The 15,583-nt window shown below is 58.7% G+C and carries 12 protein-coding genes; 9 read left to right on the top strand and 3 right to left on the bottom strand.

The genetic code is table 11. The features are described 5' to 3' along the window. Nucleotides 1–10: 10 nt before the first annotated feature. Genes NW211_RS12595 through NW211_RS12585 form a run of 3 tightly spaced genes read right to left on the bottom strand, consistent with a single transcriptional unit; the run spans nt 11 to nt 2,481 of the window. Complete coding sequence (locus NW211_RS12595) at nt 11–778, bottom strand: TatD family hydrolase (protein ID WP_258328061.1); 768 nt, start codon at nt 776–778, stop codon at nt 11–13. Then, entirely contained in the window at nt 771–1,475 is a 705-nt protein-coding gene (locus NW211_RS12590; protein WP_087408674.1) for a hypothetical protein, read from the bottom strand. Before NW211_RS12590 ends, NW211_RS12595 begins: the two co-directional genes overlap by 8 nt. 31 nt (nt 1,476–1,506) lie before the next feature. Beyond that, nucleotides 1,507–2,481, bottom strand: a complete 975-nt coding sequence (locus NW211_RS12585) for a polyprenyl synthetase family protein (RefSeq protein WP_258328060.1) — start codon at nt 2,479–2,481, stop codon at nt 1,507–1,509. Nucleotides 2,482–3,012: 531 nt separating this feature from the next. Between NW211_RS12585 and porQ the strand changes: the two genes are divergently transcribed. The 9 genes from porQ to NW211_RS12540 all read left to right on the top strand — a co-directional run bounded on the left by porQ (nt 3,013) and on the right by NW211_RS12540 (nt 15,500). Continuing rightward, complete coding sequence (gene porQ, locus NW211_RS12580; protein ID WP_258328059.1) at nt 3,013–4,041, top strand: type IX secretion system protein PorQ; 1,029 nt, start codon at nt 3,013–3,015, stop codon at nt 4,039–4,041. Between the two features lie 9 nt (nt 4,042–4,050). Next, nucleotides 4,051–4,752, top strand: a complete 702-nt coding sequence (gene cmk / locus NW211_RS12575) for a (d)CMP kinase (protein ID WP_087408678.1) — start codon at nt 4,051–4,053, stop codon at nt 4,750–4,752. A 31-nt stretch (nt 4,753–4,783) separates the two neighbouring features. Beyond that, a complete protein-coding gene (locus tag NW211_RS12570) occupies nt 4,784–5,677 on the top strand; it encodes a 4-hydroxy-3-methylbut-2-enyl diphosphate reductase (RefSeq protein WP_087408679.1) in 894 nt (297 codons plus the stop codon). Between the two features lie 150 nt (nt 5,678–5,827). Further along, a complete protein-coding gene (pfkA, locus tag NW211_RS12565) occupies nt 5,828–6,808 on the top strand; it encodes a 6-phosphofructokinase (protein ID WP_087408680.1) in 981 nt (326 codons plus the stop codon). Between the two features lie 315 nt (nt 6,809–7,123). Continuing rightward, nucleotides 7,124–7,792: a radical SAM mobile pair protein A gene (locus tag NW211_RS12560; RefSeq protein ID WP_258328058.1), complete on the top strand. Its 669-nt coding sequence runs from the start codon at nt 7,124–7,126 to the stop codon at nt 7,790–7,792. Further along, a complete protein-coding gene (locus NW211_RS12555; protein WP_258328057.1) occupies nt 7,789–8,673 on the top strand; it encodes a radical SAM mobile pair protein B in 885 nt (294 codons plus the stop codon). Before NW211_RS12560 ends, NW211_RS12555 begins: the two co-directional genes overlap by 4 nt. 187 nt (nt 8,674–8,860) lie before the next feature. Next, the gene (locus NW211_RS12550; RefSeq protein WP_258328056.1) at nt 8,861–11,101 is read left to right on the top strand and encodes a bifunctional (p)ppGpp synthetase/guanosine-3',5'-bis(diphosphate) 3'-pyrophosphohydrolase; all 2,241 of its coding nucleotides are present in this window, start codon (nt 8,861–8,863) and stop codon (nt 11,099–11,101) included. A 12-nt stretch (nt 11,102–11,113) separates the two neighbouring features. Beyond that, the gene (locus NW211_RS12545) at nt 11,114–13,273 is read left to right on the top strand and encodes an HD family phosphohydrolase (RefSeq protein WP_258328055.1); all 2,160 of its coding nucleotides are present in this window, start codon (nt 11,114–11,116) and stop codon (nt 13,271–13,273) included. A gap of 187 nt (nt 13,274–13,460) precedes the next feature. Then, a complete protein-coding gene (locus NW211_RS12540) occupies nt 13,461–15,500 on the top strand; it encodes a hypothetical protein (RefSeq protein ID WP_258328054.1) in 2,040 nt (679 codons plus the stop codon). Nucleotides 15,501–15,583 lie beyond the last annotated feature (83 nt).

The raw sequence follows: 15,583 nt of genomic DNA, 5'->3' as shown, positions 1-15,583 counted from the left end.
GTGAGTGGGGTCACCACTCCCCGAACAGACGGAAGGCATTGGCCGTGGTAGCCGCCTCGACCTCGGCAAGCGTCACGCCCAGAATATCGGCTATGCGCTGGGCCATGCGAGGCAGATACGACGGCTCATTGCGCTTGCCCCGGTAGGGCACGGGGGCCAGATAGGGAGCATCTGTCTCGAGCAGGAGGCGGTCGATGCCTACCTCGCGCACCATCTCTTCGAGGTGGGCGTTCTTGAAGGTGACGATGCCGTTTATACCGAAGTAGTAGTCGCCCAACGTGCGCAGGGTACGCACCTCGTCGGCCGTGCCAGTGAAGCTGTGGAATACCCCCCGGAACGACGGCACCCGCCCCGACTGCAACAGCGCCACCATCTCGGCAAAGGCATCGCGGCAGTGGATAATCACGGGCAGGTCGAGCTCGACGGCCCAACCCGTCTGCACGACAAAAGCCTCCTCCTGCTCCCGGGCGAACGTCTTGTCCCAATAGAGGTCGAGACCGATTTCGCCCACGGCACAATAGTCGCCGGCCAGCAGCAACCGGTGCGTCTGGTCGAGCCGCTCGCGATAGTCGGCATCGACCGAGGTGGGGTGCAACCCCATGGCCATGCGGCAATAGCCGGGGTAAAGGTCGTGGGTGGCCTGCATGGCCGCTACCGTATCGAGGTCGACATTGGGCAGTATCACCCGCTCCACACCTGCCTCGCGGGCACGGCGCACCACTTCAGCGCGGTCTTCGTCAAACTCTTCGAGATAAATATGAGTATGTGTATCAATCATTTTCGGGTCGTTTTTCGCCGCTCCGGTAATAGTAGACGATGCCGTAGGTCTGGCAGCGGGCCAACCGCTCGGCCGGCGGAAGTGCGGCATAATAGGCTTCCACCTGGTTCCAGAGGTTGAGAATGATTCGGTCGGCCTCCTCGCGCAGCACATCGAGCCCCGACTGCGAGCGGGTAGTGTTGAGCTTGTAGTTCTGCTGCTCGCGGTAGGCATCCTTGAAAATATCGTAGTGCACCGAAACCTTGGCAATCGTAGGGTTGTAGATGGGTGCCCCTCCGTGCGAAAGCCGCTCGCGCTCCCCCTCGATCAGGCGTTCGCCCCACATGAGGATATGCTTCTCGCTCGTGAGGTCGGGCACGGCAAAGTCGTCGGGGTCGAGGCCGTAGAAGAGCTTGTGCTCCTTGCGCACCTCGTTGCGGACCACCGCCAGGTTGAGCACCTGGATGAAGTGCGAGATGTAGAGCCGCGCCGTCTTCAGATGCTCCTGATACCGACGGTTGGCCTCGGCCTGGGCCGTGTAGCAATACTGGAACTGCTCTACGGCACTCTTGAAGCGCCGCAACAGGACCCGCGCCTCGTTCAGGGTCTTGTACGAAGCCGCCTGATGCTCCACATCACAGGCGTGCTCCATCGCCACCGCCTTCTCGAGGGCGGCGATGCGGGCTTTGTCGGTATTGGGCAATCGGCGGTATGGCATGACGATACGGGGATTTCGGTAAAAAGGTGAATCAATGGTCTCGTTTGATAAGCGACCGGGCCAGGTCGTACAACGGCTGTTTGGCGGCCTCGGGCACGGCAATCTGCTGCAACGCCTCGATGGCCCGACGGCTGTAGTCGTCGACCTGTTGCAGACACAGTTCGCCCACGCCCAGACGGTTGTAGAGGGCGGTCACGGCCGCAATCTTCCCGGCCGGGTCGTAATCGGTAGCCGACAGCCAGCGCGACAGCTCCTCGGCATCGGTACCCTGGGCTCTGCGCTGGGCATTGATGAGCATGTAGGTCTTCTTGTTGTTGAGAATATCGCCGCCTATCTTCTTGCCGAAACGGGCCGGATCGCCATAGACATCGAGCCAGTCGTCCTGCAACTGGAAGGCCAGCCCCAGCGATTCGCCGAATCGGTAGATGCGGTCGGCATCGTCGGCACCGGCACCGCCTATGATGGCGCCAATCTTCAGGGCACCGCCCAGCAATACGGCCGTCTTGAGGCGTATCATCTCGATGTATTCGGCCTCGGTCACATCGTCGCGGCTTTCAAACTCCATGTCGAACTGCTGCCCCTCACAAATCTCGAGGGCCGTCTTCAGGAACCAGTCGATGACAGCCGCCGTGTGCGGAGCCGGTGTGCGGGCTATATAGCGGAAGGCGATAATCTGCATGGCATCGCCCGAGAGAATGGCCGTATTCTCGTCCCACACCTTGTGTACCGTAGGCTTGCCCCGGCGCACATCGGCCTTGTCCATCACGTCGTCGTGCAGGAGGGTGAAGTTGTGAAACACCTCCAGTCCCACGGCGGCATCGATGGCCCGACGGCAATCGCCGCCAAACATCTCGCAGGCCAGCAACGCCAACAACGGGCGCACCCGCTTGCCCCCCAGCGACAATTCGTAACGCACCGGCGCATACAGCCCGTCGGGCGACGGGGCATACTCTATCTGAGACAGGGCACTCTCTATCGTGTCGAAATATTTTTGCAAACCTTCCATAAATTTTCTTTTCCGATTTTTGATGTTTTACATAGAATGGAGGTCAAATTTAATCATTTCTGTCGAGTCGAACAAGCGGGAGCCCGATAAGTTTACCCACAAACCGCCGGGGCGATATACTTTATTTTCCTTTTTTGCGTTATTAAACCGTGGGGAACCGCTTACCCCGGTTCCTTTACAGGAAGATAGAGGACGGCCCGAGACAGAAAATATTCGAAACCAGTTTCGATATTTCATTTTCCCCTCGCCTCTCGCTATCTTTGTTATACGAAAACAGGAGGCGGCCCTGTCAAACTTGAAAACAGGTTTTCCGTTTGCCTTGGCTCTCGCCTTTCACTATCTTTCCAGAAGAAAGGAGGCGGCTCGGCCCTGTCAAACTTGAAAAACAAGTTTTTCCGTTTGCCTCGGCTCTCGCCTTTCACTATCTTTCCAGAAGAAAGGAGGCGGCTCGGCCCTGTCAAACTTGAAAAACAAGTTTTCCGTTTGCCTCGGCTCTCGCCTTTCACTATCTTTGCACGCCGAAAAGGAATTATGAGATACTCGCTTCGATACATATCGGTACTGCTGGCACTGGTCATCTGCCTGACCGGGCGGGGACAGGAGGGGACAAGCTCGTTCGACTTCCTCAACATCCCCACCTCCACCCATGCCTACGCGCTGGGCGGCACCAACATATCGGTTATCGACGAAGACATCAACCTCGTCAACCAGAACCCCGCCCTGCTGGGGCCCGAATCGGACCTGCAACTGGGGCTCAACTACATGAAGTATGTGGGCGGCATCAACCTGGCCGGGGTCACCTTCGGCAAGGCGGCCAGCGAACGCAGCGCCTGGGCGGCCGGTATCCAGTACTACGGCTACGGCAAGATGAAGAGCGCCGACGAGACGGGCGTCATCACCGGCGAGTTTTCGCCCAAAGACATCGTCTTCAACGGCATCTACTCGCACGACATCACCTCCACGCTGCGCGGCGGCGTCAACGCCAAGGTCATCTACTCCTCCTACGAGCAATACACCTCGTGGGCCCTGGCCGTAGATCTGGGCCTCAACTACTACAACGCCGACAACGACCTGTCGCTCTCGCTCGTGGCCCGCAACCTGGGAGGCCAGATCAAGCGCTACAACGAGACCTTCGAACGCATGCCCTTCGACCTGCAACTCGGTTACACCCAGAGTCTCGAGCATGCCCCCATACGCATCTCGGTCACGGCCCGCAACCTCACCCGCTGGAAGCTGCCCTACCCGACCATCGAGAACAGCGCCTACACCGGCAACTCCGATATTGTCGAGAAGAGCGGCTTTGTCGACAACCTCTTCCGCCACCTCATCTTCGGCGTGGAGTTCCTGCCCACCGACCGCCTCTACTTCGGGGTGGGATACAACTACAAGACCCGCACCGACATGAAGACGGCCAGCCGCAACTTCCTCTCGGGATTCAGCATCGGCGGCGGCATCAAGGTGCGCATGTTCGGCCTCGGCATAGCCCTGGCCCAGCAACACACGGGAGCCACCACCCTCATGGTGAACCTCTCGCTCAACCTCTTTGAATTCAAAAAATAGCAATCATCTATGGATAAACCTCGTATCACCATCGCCATCGACGGATTTTCGTCTTGCGGCAAAAGCACCATGGCCAAGGCCCTGGCCCGCCGCATCGGCTACATCTATATCGACAGCGGCGCCATGTACCGCGCCGTCACCCTCTACTGCCTCGACCACAACCTCATCGACGGCGACACCGTCGACACCGAAGCGCTGCGGTCGCGCATGGACGACATCCACATCGACTTCCGCCCCGACCCCGCCTCGGGCAAGACCCACACCTTCCTCAACGGCCGGGACGTGGAGCAGGAGATTCGCTCCATGCGGGTATCGGACAAGGTGAGCCCCGTGAGCGCCATCCCCTTCGTACGCACCGCCATGGTGGCCGCCCAGCAGAAGATGGGCGAACGCAAGGGCATCGTCATGGACGGCCGCGACATCGGTACCACCGTATTCCCCCATGCCGAGCTGAAGATATTCGTCACCGCCTCGGCCGAGACCCGCGCCCAACGCCGGGTCGACGAGCTGCAAGCCAAAGGCGTGGCCGTCGATTTCGACGAAGTGGTGGCCAACATCAACAAGCGCGACCACATAGACCAGACCCGCCAGGAGAGTCCCCTGCGTCGGGCCGACGACGCCATCCTGCTCGACAACTCGCACATGACCCTCGACGAGCAGGACGCCTGGCTGCTGGCCCGATACGAAGAGGCCGTAGCCAAACAACAATAACCCCCGACCCAAACGAAAGGAGAGAGACAAGATGGCACGCATAGAAATCGACGAACACTCGGGATTCTGCTTCGGAGTAGTCACCGCCATACGCAAGGCCGAGGAGGAGCTCGACCGCACCGGTCACCTCTACTGTCTGGGCGACATCGTCCACAACAGCAACGAGGTGGAGCGGCTCAAGGCCAAGGGGCTCATCACCATCGACCACGAGCAGCTCAAGCAACTGCACGACGTGAAGGTGCTGCTGCGCGCCCACGGCGAGCCTCCCGAAACCTACCGCATCGCCGCCGAGAACCACATCGAGATTATCGACGCCACCTGCCCCGTGGTGCTGCAACTGCAACGCAAGATAAAGACCGCCTACGACTCCAACCCGCCCGGCGAGGCCCAAATCGTCATCTACGGGAAAAACGGGCACGCCGAGGTGAACGGCCTGGTGGGCCAGACCCACGGCGAGGCCGTTGTCATCGAGGGCAGTAACGACCTCGACAAAATCGATCTCGACAAAAAGTTGCTCCTCTACTCGCAGACCACCAAGTCGGTCGAGGGCTTCCGCCACATCGTCGACGAAATCAAGCACTTGAAACCCGACGGCCGTTTCGAGTCGTTCGACACCATCTGCCGGCAGGTAGCCAACCGCATCCCCAACATCCGCGAGTTTGCCCGGCGCCACGACCTCGTGCTCTTCGTCTGCGGCAAAAAGAGCTCCAACGGCCGCGTGCTCTTCGGCGAATGCCTGCAGGTCAACCCCCAGTCGCACCTGGTCTCCGACCTCTCCGAAATCGACCCCGCCTGGCTCGAGGGGAAAGAGAGCATCGGCATCTGCGGTGCCACCTCGACCCCCCGCTGGCTGATGACCGAAGTGCAGGACTATGTAGCCCGCCTGCTCGACGGGAAAGAGAGTGGGAAAACTGCCGACAAATAAGACGCGAACCTCACAAGCAAATGACATTCTACCCCACCGAATAAAAAATCGGCCCGGGGGTAAACATTTATTTACAACTATCGTTAACTATTCAGCATCGGTAATTCGATTTTTATCTTTATCTTTGCCAACAACTAAACATTACAGGTTATGTCGCAAATTAAATGTATAGGTATTTTGACTTCCGGAGGCGATGCTCCCGGAATGAATGCGGCTATTCGCGCGGTAACCCGTGCAGCCATCTACAACGGATTTGAGGTAAAAGGTATTTACAGAGGTTACAAAGGTCTGATCACCGACGAAATAGCTCCTTTCAAAACGCAAAATGTAAGTAACATCATACAGCAGGGCGGTACCATCCTGAAGACAGCCCGCTGCCAGGAATTCAAAACCCCCGAAGGCCGTAAGATTGCCTACGACACCCTTGTCAAAGAGGGCATCGACGCACTTGTAGTCATCGGCGGCGACGGTACCCTCACCGGTGCCCGCATCTTTGCCACCGAATACAACTACCCCATCGTGGGTCTGCCCGGTACCATCGACAACGACCTCTTCGGTACCGACACCACCATCGGTTACGACACGGCTCTCAACACCATCATGGAGGCCGTCGACAAGATTCGCGACACGGCCACCTCGCACGAGCGCCTCTTCTTCATCGAGGTCATGGGCCGCGATGCCGGGTTCCTCGCCCTCAACGGTGCCATCGCTACCGGTGCCGAGGCTGCCATCATCCCCGAGATTTCGACCGAGGTCGACCAACTCGAAGAACTCATCAAAAACGGATTCCGCAAATCGAAAAACAGTAGTATCGTACTCGTGGCCGAAAGCCCCATCACGGGCGGTGCCATGCACCTGGCCGAGCGCGTACAGAAAGAGTATCCGCAATACGACGTGCGCGTTACCATTCTGGGCCACATCCAGCGCGGTGGTTCGCCCACGGCCCACGACCGCATCCTGGCCAGCCGCATGGGTGCCGCAGCCATCGACGCCCTGCTCGAGGACCAGCGCAACGTCATGATCGGTATCCGCAACAACGAAATCGAATACATCCCCTTCAACAAGGCTATCAAGAACGACAAGCCCATCGACCGCGAGCTGCTCAACACCCTGCGCAAGCTCTCGATCTGATACCGGGCAAGGAGCTTTAACAAAGATAAAACAAGCGAGAGAAAAGGAGGCCGGAACGCTGTCCTCCCCCTCTCACCCTCATCCATACCGAGGCCTGCCGGGCAACCGCCCGACGGGCCTTTGTTTTTGTGTGCCGCAAGACTGGTACCCATGGTGCACAACCGACGGAAGCCGATTCATCGGAGCCCCGCCCCTATCTGCCCCACCGCTGCCGACTTATCAAAATGGTACATTTTCATTCGGTTTGGGTATGAGACAATCGGTCCCGGTTTCCGTACTTTGCAACCGACAGCAAACCTGTAAAAGCGACGAGCCATGAGCCAATGTATCAAATCGTTTATCCAGAACCTGAATATCGTCATCGGGTGTACCATCGGATGCAGCTATTGCTATGCCCGCAACAATTGCCGGCGCTTCCATATCACGGACGACTTTTCCGTACCCGAATACATGAGCCGCAAGCTGCGGCTGCTCGACAATCCCCGCCCGCACAACTTCCTGCTCACCGGTATGAGCGACTTCTCCGACTGGCACCCCGAGTGGACCGACGAAATATTCGACCGCATAGCCCGTAATCCGCAGCACGCCTGCCTCTTCCTCACCAAACACCCCGAACGGATAAACTTCCACACCGACCTCGACAACGTATGGATGGGAGTCACCGTCACCTGCGAGGCCGAGAAGAGACGCATCGCCGACCTGCGCCGGCACATCGGGGCCCGTCACTACCACGTCACCTTCGAACCCCTCTTCGGCGACATACCCGACCTCGACCTCGAGGGCATCGACTGGGTGGTCATCGGTACCGAAACCGGGCGGCGCAAGGGAAAAATCGAGGCAAATCCCCAATGGATAGCCCACATTGCCAACCAGGCCAAAGCCTGCGGGATACCCCTGTTTATGAAGGAAGAACTCGTCCCGATCATTGGCGAAGAGAAGATGATTCAAGAATTACCGCAATCGTTTATACACCAAAGACTATGAACACAGAACCCGAAATCAGAGAAATCGAAGTACGCAGCATCATGACCCAGTCGACCCTCCCGGTCGGCGGCTATTCGGTCAATCCCTACGTAGGCTGCACCCATGCCTGCCGGTACTGCTACGCCTCCTTTATGAAACGGTTTACGAAACACCCCGAACCCTGGGGCTCGTTTCTCGACGTGAAAACATGGGACCCTATCAAGAACCCCGACAAGTACAACGGCAGCCGCATCGTCATCGGCTCGGTGACCGACGGCTACAACCCGCAGGAGGCCACCTTCCGCCGCACGCGGCGCATCCTCGAGGAGCTGCGCGGCTGTACGGCCGAAATCATGGTCTGCACCAAATCCGACCTCGTCTTGCGCGACCTCGACCTGCTCAAGCAATTCCCCAAAGCCACCGTATCGTGGTCGATCAATACACTGGACGAGGAGTTCAGGGCCGACATGGACCACGCCGCCACCATCGCCCGCCGCATCGAAGCCATGAAACAGACCTACGCCGCCGGCATCCGCACCGTCTGTTTCATCTCGCCTATCTTCCCGGGTATCACCGACGTGAAGGCCATCATCGAGCAAGTGAAAGATTTTGCCGACCTCATCTGGCTCGAGAACCTCAACCTGCGCGGACAGTTCAAAGGCAGCATCATGAGCTACATACGGGAGAAGAATCCCCACCTGCTGCCCCTCTACGAAGAGATTTACAACCGCAAGCGCACCGATTACTGGAAAGGTCTCGAGGCCGACATCGCCCAATATGCCCGCCAGCACGACTATCCCTACCGCATAAACGACCTGCCATACGGCCGCTCGCAACAGGGAAAACCGGTTATCGTCAACTATTTCTACCACGAGAAAATACGACTCGACAAGGGTAAATAACCGCCCGACTGTCACAGGCCAGACAACCACCGAACCACCCCTTACCAGGCAGGCATCCTCCTCATGGTAAGGGGTTTGTAGTATTCGGCAGGGATTTTAAGCAGAACCGCTCGGCAAAATATAAAATTTATTTGCATTTACAGTCGACATCCTTTATCTTTGTCTATCTCACTAAGATCTCAAAGTTATGGAACCGTCCGACCAAGCATACACCAACGAAGAGCAACTGATCGAAGATAAATTCCAGGAACTGCTCAATGGCTATCTCAACTCCAACCACCGCAAGAAAGTCGAGATTATCGAGCGTGCATTCAAGTTTGCCAAAGAGGCCCACAAGGGTATCCGCCGCCGTTCGGGCGAGCCCTACATCCTCCACCCCATTGCCGTGGCCCGCATCGTGAGCCAGGAGATAGGGCTGGGCTCCACCTCGATATGCGCCGCTCTGCTCCACGACGTGGTCGAAGACACGGAGTATACGGTCGAAGACATCGAAAACCACTTCGGCAAAAAGATAGCCTCGATTGTCGACGGGCTCACCAAGATTTCGGGCGGTATCTTCGGCGACCAGGCATCGGCCCAGGCCGAGAACTTCCGCCGGCTGCTGCTCACCATGTCGGAAGACATCCGCGTCATCCTCATCAAGATGGCCGACCGCCTGCACAACATGCGCACCCTCGGCTCCATGCTCCCCAGCAAGCAATACAAGATTGCCGGCGAAACGCTCTACATCTACGCTCCGCTGGCTCACCGCCTGGGACTATTTGCCATCAAGACCGAACTCGAAGACCTCGCTTTCAAATATGAACACCCCGAGGCCTACAACCAGATAAAACAGAAGATTGCCGAGACCGAAGAGTCGCGCCAGCAAATCTACAACAACTTTGCCAAGCCCATCGTCGCCAAGCTCAAGGAGCTGGGATTCGACTTCGAGATAAAGGCCCGCGTCAAATCCATCTACTCCATCTGGAACAAGATGGAGTCGAAGCACATCCCCTTCGAGGAGGTCTACGACCTCTACGCCGTGCGCATCATCTTCAAGTGCCCCAACGAGGCCGACGAGAAGAAGGAGTGCTGGACCATCTACTCGGTCATCACCGACATCTACAAGCTGCATCCCGAGCGCACGCGCGACTGGGTGAGCCGCCCCAAGGCCAACGGCTACAAGGCCCTGCACCTCACCGTCATGGGCCCCGACGGCAACTGGATCGAGGTACAGATACGCAGCGAGAAGATGGACGAAATCGCCGAGCGCGGTTTCGCCGCCCACTGGAAGTACAAGGTAGGCAACTCCGACGAAGAGTCGGAGCTCGACATCTGGCTCAAGACCATCAAGGACATACTCGAGCACCCCGAACCCAACGCCATCGACTTCCTCGATACCATCAAGCTCAACCTCTTCAGTACCGAGATTTTTGTCTTCACCCCCAAGGGAGACCTCATCACCCTGCCCAAGGATGCCACGGCCCTCGACCTGGCCTTCACCCTGCACTCCGACCTGGGGTTCCACTGCATCGCCGCCAAGGTGAACCACCGCCTCGTACCGCTGAGCCAGAAGCTGCACAGCGGCGACCAGGTCGAGATTCTTACCTCCAAGTCGCAGACTCCCAAGGAGGAGTGGCTCAACCTCGTCACCACCGCCAAAGCCCGCAGCCGACTCCTGGCCGCCCTGCGTAAGGACCGGCGCAAGATTATCGCCAAGGGCGAGGCCCAGCTGAAAGAGTTTCTCGAGAGCAACCACATCGAGCTCAACAACGAGCTGATGACCAAGATACTGAGCAATCTGGGGTTGCAACATCGCGACGACCTCCTCTTCAAGATCGGCAACGAAGAGATTACCCTCAACGAGAACATCAAGAAAATCATCAAGGGCAAGAGTCTGAACCCCTTCATGCGATACCTCAAGCTCTCGTTCGGCAACAGCAACAAGAACGAGCAACCCAAGGCTCCGGCCCCGCAACAGCCCACCATCGACCGCAAGCAAACCTATATCCTGCGCGACGAGAACGGTGTGAAAAACTACAAGGTGGCCGACTGCTGCTGTCCCATACCCGGCGACGACGTGCTGGGTTATGTCGAGGACGACGAAACCGTCGTAGTACACAAGCGCGAATGTCCCGTAGCCATGCGGTTGAAGTCGAGCTTCGGGCCCCGTCTGGTATCTACCCAGTGGGAGGCCAGCGAGTCGCTCTCCTTCCCCGCCAAAATCGAGATTCAGGGCATCGACCGCATGGGTATCCTCAACGAGATTACCCGCGTCATCTCCAACGAGCTGATGATCGACATGCGCGGCCTCTCGATACAGGCCAACGAAGGCGTGTTCAACGGCACGGTCAACATCATGGTGCACGACACCCGCGTAATCGAGTCGCTGTGCAACAAATTACGTAAAATCAAAGGCGTACAGAAGGCTGCACGCTGCAAAGAATAACCCCTTAAAATCATGGATCAATCCCGTATACAAAAGATTCTGTCGAGCAAGCGAGTCTTGCAAGTGCTCTTTTTTATAGCTGCGGTAGCGCTGGTTACCTACTTCTTCCCCGGCGAAGGGAAATTCCGCTACACCTTCCAGGAAGGGAAACCCTGGAAATACGGCCTGCTCACCGCCCCCTTCGACTTCCCCATCTACAAAGACGAGGCCGTCATCCAGCAAGAGAAAGACAGCATCATGCTCGGCTTTCAGCCGGTATTTTCATTCAACGAAGCCATAGGTGCCAAATCGACCGCCGACTTCGAGAAGTCGCTCACCAGCCGCCCCGGCCTCACCATTACGCCAGCCCTGCGCCGAAACCTGGTACAAGCCCTGCGCGAAACCTACCACAAGGGCATCATCTCGTCCGACGACTACACCCGGCTGCAATCGGGAACCACCAAAGAGATACGCATCGTACAGAACAACGTAGCCTGCGAAATGCCCGTGGCCGAACTGCAGTCGCCCCGCGAAGCCTACGAGAACATCATCAACCGCTTCCCCGACTCCTATTCGCACCATGTGCTGCAAAACTGCAACCTCAACGACTACCTCAACACCAACATCACCTTCGACAGCATCACCACCGACCGGCTCAAGGATAACCTGCTGCAACGCATCGCCCTCTCCGACGGCATCGTGCAGGCCGGCGAACGCATCGTAGACCGGGGCGAAATCATCACCCCGCAAACCTACCGCATACTCAAGTCGCTCGAGACCGTATCGCTCAAGAAGAGTACCGGCAACGACCACCGGGGCTACACCATCGTGGGACAGATTATCGTCTTCGCCTGCCTCTTTGCCTTCTTCTACCTCTTCCTGGCCCTCTTCCGGCCCCAGACCTTCAACGAGATGCGCACCCTCGGGTTTATGATGATGCTCATCGTGGGTATCTCGCTCATCGCCTTCTTCCTCTCCGAAGTGCGAGTTCAGGGCATATACCTCGTGCCCTTTGCCATCATACCCATCATTGTCGTCACCTTCTTCGACTCCCGCACGGCCCTCTACGTACACCTCATCACCGTACTCATCTGCGCCTTCACCGCCCCCTTTGCGCTCGAGTTCATCTTCCTGCAGCTCATCGTGGGCATGACCGCCATCGACAGCCTCAGCGACCTGTCGCGACGGTCGCAACTCATGCGCTGCGCCGTGCTCGTCTTCCTGGCCTACTGCTTTGCCTACGTAGGCTACACGCTCCTCTCCGAGGGCGACCTGTCGAAGATCAGCTACAACATGTTCATCTACTTCGGCATCAACTGCGTGTTCCTGCTCTTCGCCTACCTGCTCATCTACATCTTCGAGAAGACCTTCGGATTCATCTCTACCGTTACGCTGGTCGAGCTCTCCGACGTGAACAACCCCATACTGCGCCAGCTCTCCGAAGAGTGCCCCGGCACCTTCCAGCACTCGCTGCAGATTTCGAACCTGGCAGCCGAAGCGGCCAACAAAATCGGGGCCAAGGCCCAACTGGTACGTACCGGCGCCCTCTATCACGACATCGGCAAACTGAAGAACCCCGCCTTCTTCACCGAAAACCAGTCGGGATTCAACCCCCACACGCCCCTCTCATTCGAGCAGAGTGCACAGATTGTCATCTCGCACGTCGTCGACGGCCTCAAGATGGCCGACAAACAGGGACTGCCCCAGGCCATCAAAGACTTCATCGCCACCCACCACGGCAAGGGCAAGGCCAAGTTCTTCTACAACTCCTACCGCAACAAATACCCCGACCGCCCCGTCGACGAGTCGAAATTTACCTATCCCGGTCCCAACCCCTTCACCAAGGAGACGGGTATCCTCATGATGGCCGATGCCGTCGAAGCTGCCTCGCGCAGCCTCAAGGAGTATACCAACGAGAGCATCTCGCAACTCGTCAACCGCATCATCGACTCGCAGATTGCCGACGGCCTGCTGCGCGATACGCCCCTCAGTTTCCGCGATGTGGAGACCATCAAGGCTACCTTCATCGAGAAGCTCAAGACCATCTACCACACCCGCATCAGCTACCCCGAGCTCAACAAGCCCGAGAAGCCTCGCGAGGAGAAGCCGGCCGAGAGTTCCGCCGAAGCCCCTGCTCCTGGAAACCCGACTCCCGAAAGCCAACCGGGGGCCGATACCCCTGCCACGAAATAAGGCAACTCACATAAACCCGAGACCTCTGCTCTCGGGCAAAAGGAAACCCGGCGGAAGAAACGCCGGGTTTCCTTTTATCCACCTCTCCCGAGCAGAACCCGCTCAAGCCCCCTCGCCACCACCTTTTATTACCCTGCCATAAACCCGGGGGCTGGCGATATTTCTTTTGCAGAAAATAGCGAAAGAGATGGCGATTGTACAACACGACGAAACGATAACGGTTGAAGCCAACCGACTGAGAAATGAGAAACTGAAACGATACTATTCACCCGAAACCGGCGAGGGGAGCGACACAGGCGACCGCCGTCCGATACGGCTCGCCGACGCTCCGCTCCCCCTCCAGTATATCCCGGCTGCCATGTTCGACGAACCGCTGGTGCAGCAGCTTGCCCGGGCGGGCAGTCTGGCCGGACATCTGCGGCAGCAGGGGGTCGAGGTACCCGACGGCTGCTCCACCCCGGCGGTCGACGGCGAGAAAGAGGAGGGCGACCTCTCGCCCTTCGATACCCTCTGGCGCGAGTGGATACGGCTGCGCATCCGTTACGATTTCGAGTTCTGGGCCTTCTGCTTCGTGCGCATCAAAGACAAGCTGGGCGCCAACGACATCCCCTTTCGGCTCAACCGCCCGCAACGCCGCATCTTGGGCATGCTCGAGGCGATGCGCACACACGACCGCCCCATCCGCCTCATCCTCCTCAAGGCCCGCCAGTGGGGCGGTTCCACCCTCATACAGATTTACATGGCCTGGATACAGCTGGTGCACCGCCGCAACTGGAACAGCGTGATTTGCGCCCATATCAAGGAGTCGGCCGCCAACATCAAGGGCATGTACAGCAAGCTGCTGGCCAACTACCCCGACTGGCTGCTCGAGGGAGGCAGACCCAAATTCCGCCCCTTCGAGCGCATGGCCAACACCTCGGTCATCGTCGGGCGCGACTGCCGGGTCACCATCGGCTCGGCCGAGAGCCAGGAGTCGGTGCGGGGTATCGATGCCGCCATGGCCCACCTCTCCGAGGTTGCCTTCTGGCGCAACAGCCGCATGAAGTCGCCCGAGCAGCTGGTGCGCTCGGTCTGCGGCTCCATCATGCTGCTCCCCTACTCGATGGTGGTGATGGAGAGCACGGCCAACGGCACCGGCTCCTACTTTCACCAGGAGTGCGAGCGGGCCAAGCGGCACGAGAGCGACAAGCAGTTTGCCTTTGTCCCCTGGTTCGAAATCGAGATGTATGCCATACCTGTCGACGATTACGAGTCGCTCATCGCCACTCTCACCGACTACGAGCGCATGCTCTGGAGTCGAGGCGCCACCCTCGAGGCCATCGCCTGGTACCGGCAGAAACGCAAGGAGTATGCCCGCCACACCGACATGATGGCCGAGTATCCCAGCGACGACATCGAGGCCTTCTGCTACTCGGGCGAACGGGTATTCGATCCTACGTTGGTCGAAAAGTTGCGGCGCGGCTGCTGCGCTCCCCGATTCGTGGGCGACATCCACGGCCGCGAGCTCACCGGCCACGATGCCCTCGAGGGTATCGAACTGGAGGCCCGCCCCGGCGGACCGCTGCAGGTGTGGGAATACCCGGCCGAGAAGCACGAGATTCGCGACCGCTACCTGGCCGTAGTCGACATCGGCGGCCGCTCCGACGCGGCCGACTACTCGGTCATCGCCATATTCGACCGCTACTGGATGCTCGAGGGGGGACCGGCCGAGGTGGTGGCCCAGTGGCGCGGACACATCGACCACGACCTGCTCGCCTGGAAGGCCGCCCAACTGGCCGCCTACTACCAGAATGCCCTGCTGGTCATCGAGAGCAACACCCTCGAGACCGAACACGACGACAGCGAACACTCGGCCTACCTGCTCGACACCCTGTCGCGCTACTACGACAACCTCTACGCCCGGCAGGCTCCCCCCGACAGCATCGGGCAGCGCCCCTCCTCGCGCTGGGGATTCCACATGAACCGCGCCACCAAGGTGCTGGTCATCGACGCACAGCGGTCGGCCCTGCGCGAAGGGGCCTACATCGAGCACGACGCACAGGCCTGCTACGAGCACGACGTGTTCGAACGCAAACCCAACGGCAGCTACGGAGCCATGGAGGGGCACCACGACGACATCCTCATCACCCGCTGCATAGGCAACTACATCTGCAGCCGCGACCTGCCGTCGTATATCCTCCCCACCACCCACCGGGGCGGCTCCATCGTCAACGAGTCGTCGATATAGTCCGCCCGACTCGCCGGTCCCGTCGCGGCCCGCCATCGGCCTCCTTACGCTCCGTAAGAAACCCTAATAATCTGAAAAATAGC

The organism is Barnesiella sp. ET7 (assembly GCF_024733785.1).
Classification (GTDB): domain Bacteria; phylum Bacteroidota; class Bacteroidia; order Bacteroidales; family Barnesiellaceae; genus Barnesiella; species Barnesiella merdigallinarum.
Note: the sequence above shows the minus strand (reverse complement) of the source record. Positions and strands in the feature narration are given on the sequence as shown.

What these genes read in the sequence shown, in the direction of transcription:
- NW211_RS12545 (WP_258328055.1), top strand. Translation starts at nt 11,114, where the DNA reads ATGGATCAATCCCGTATACAAAAGATTCTGTCGAGCAAGCGAGTCTTG.
- NW211_RS12555 (WP_258328057.1), top strand. Translation starts at nt 7,789, where the DNA reads ATGAACACAGAACCCGAAATCAGAGAAATCGAAGTACGCAGCATCATG.
- porQ (WP_258328059.1), top strand. Translation starts at nt 3,013, where the DNA reads ATGAGATACTCGCTTCGATACATATCGGTACTGCTGGCACTGGTCATC.
- NW211_RS12595 (WP_258328061.1), bottom strand. Translation starts at nt 778, where the DNA reads ATGATTGATACACATACTCATATTTATCTCGAAGAGTTTGACGAAGAC.
- NW211_RS12570 (WP_087408679.1), top strand. Translation starts at nt 4,784, where the DNA reads ATGGCACGCATAGAAATCGACGAACACTCGGGATTCTGCTTCGGAGTA.
- pfkA (WP_087408680.1), top strand. Translation starts at nt 5,828, where the DNA reads ATGTCGCAAATTAAATGTATAGGTATTTTGACTTCCGGAGGCGATGCT.
- NW211_RS12585 (WP_258328060.1), bottom strand. Translation starts at nt 2,481, where the DNA reads ATGGAAGGTTTGCAAAAATATTTCGACACGATAGAGAGTGCCCTGTCT.
- NW211_RS12590 (WP_087408674.1), bottom strand. Translation starts at nt 1,475, where the DNA reads ATGCCATACCGCCGATTGCCCAATACCGACAAAGCCCGCATCGCCGCC.
- NW211_RS12550 (WP_258328056.1), top strand. Translation starts at nt 8,861, where the DNA reads ATGGAACCGTCCGACCAAGCATACACCAACGAAGAGCAACTGATCGAA.
- cmk (WP_087408678.1), top strand. Translation starts at nt 4,051, where the DNA reads ATGGATAAACCTCGTATCACCATCGCCATCGACGGATTTTCGTCTTGC.
- NW211_RS12560 (WP_258328058.1), top strand. Translation starts at nt 7,124, where the DNA reads ATGAGCCAATGTATCAAATCGTTTATCCAGAACCTGAATATCGTCATC.
- NW211_RS12540 (WP_258328054.1), top strand. Translation starts at nt 13,461, where the DNA reads ATGGCGATTGTACAACACGACGAAACGATAACGGTTGAAGCCAACCGA.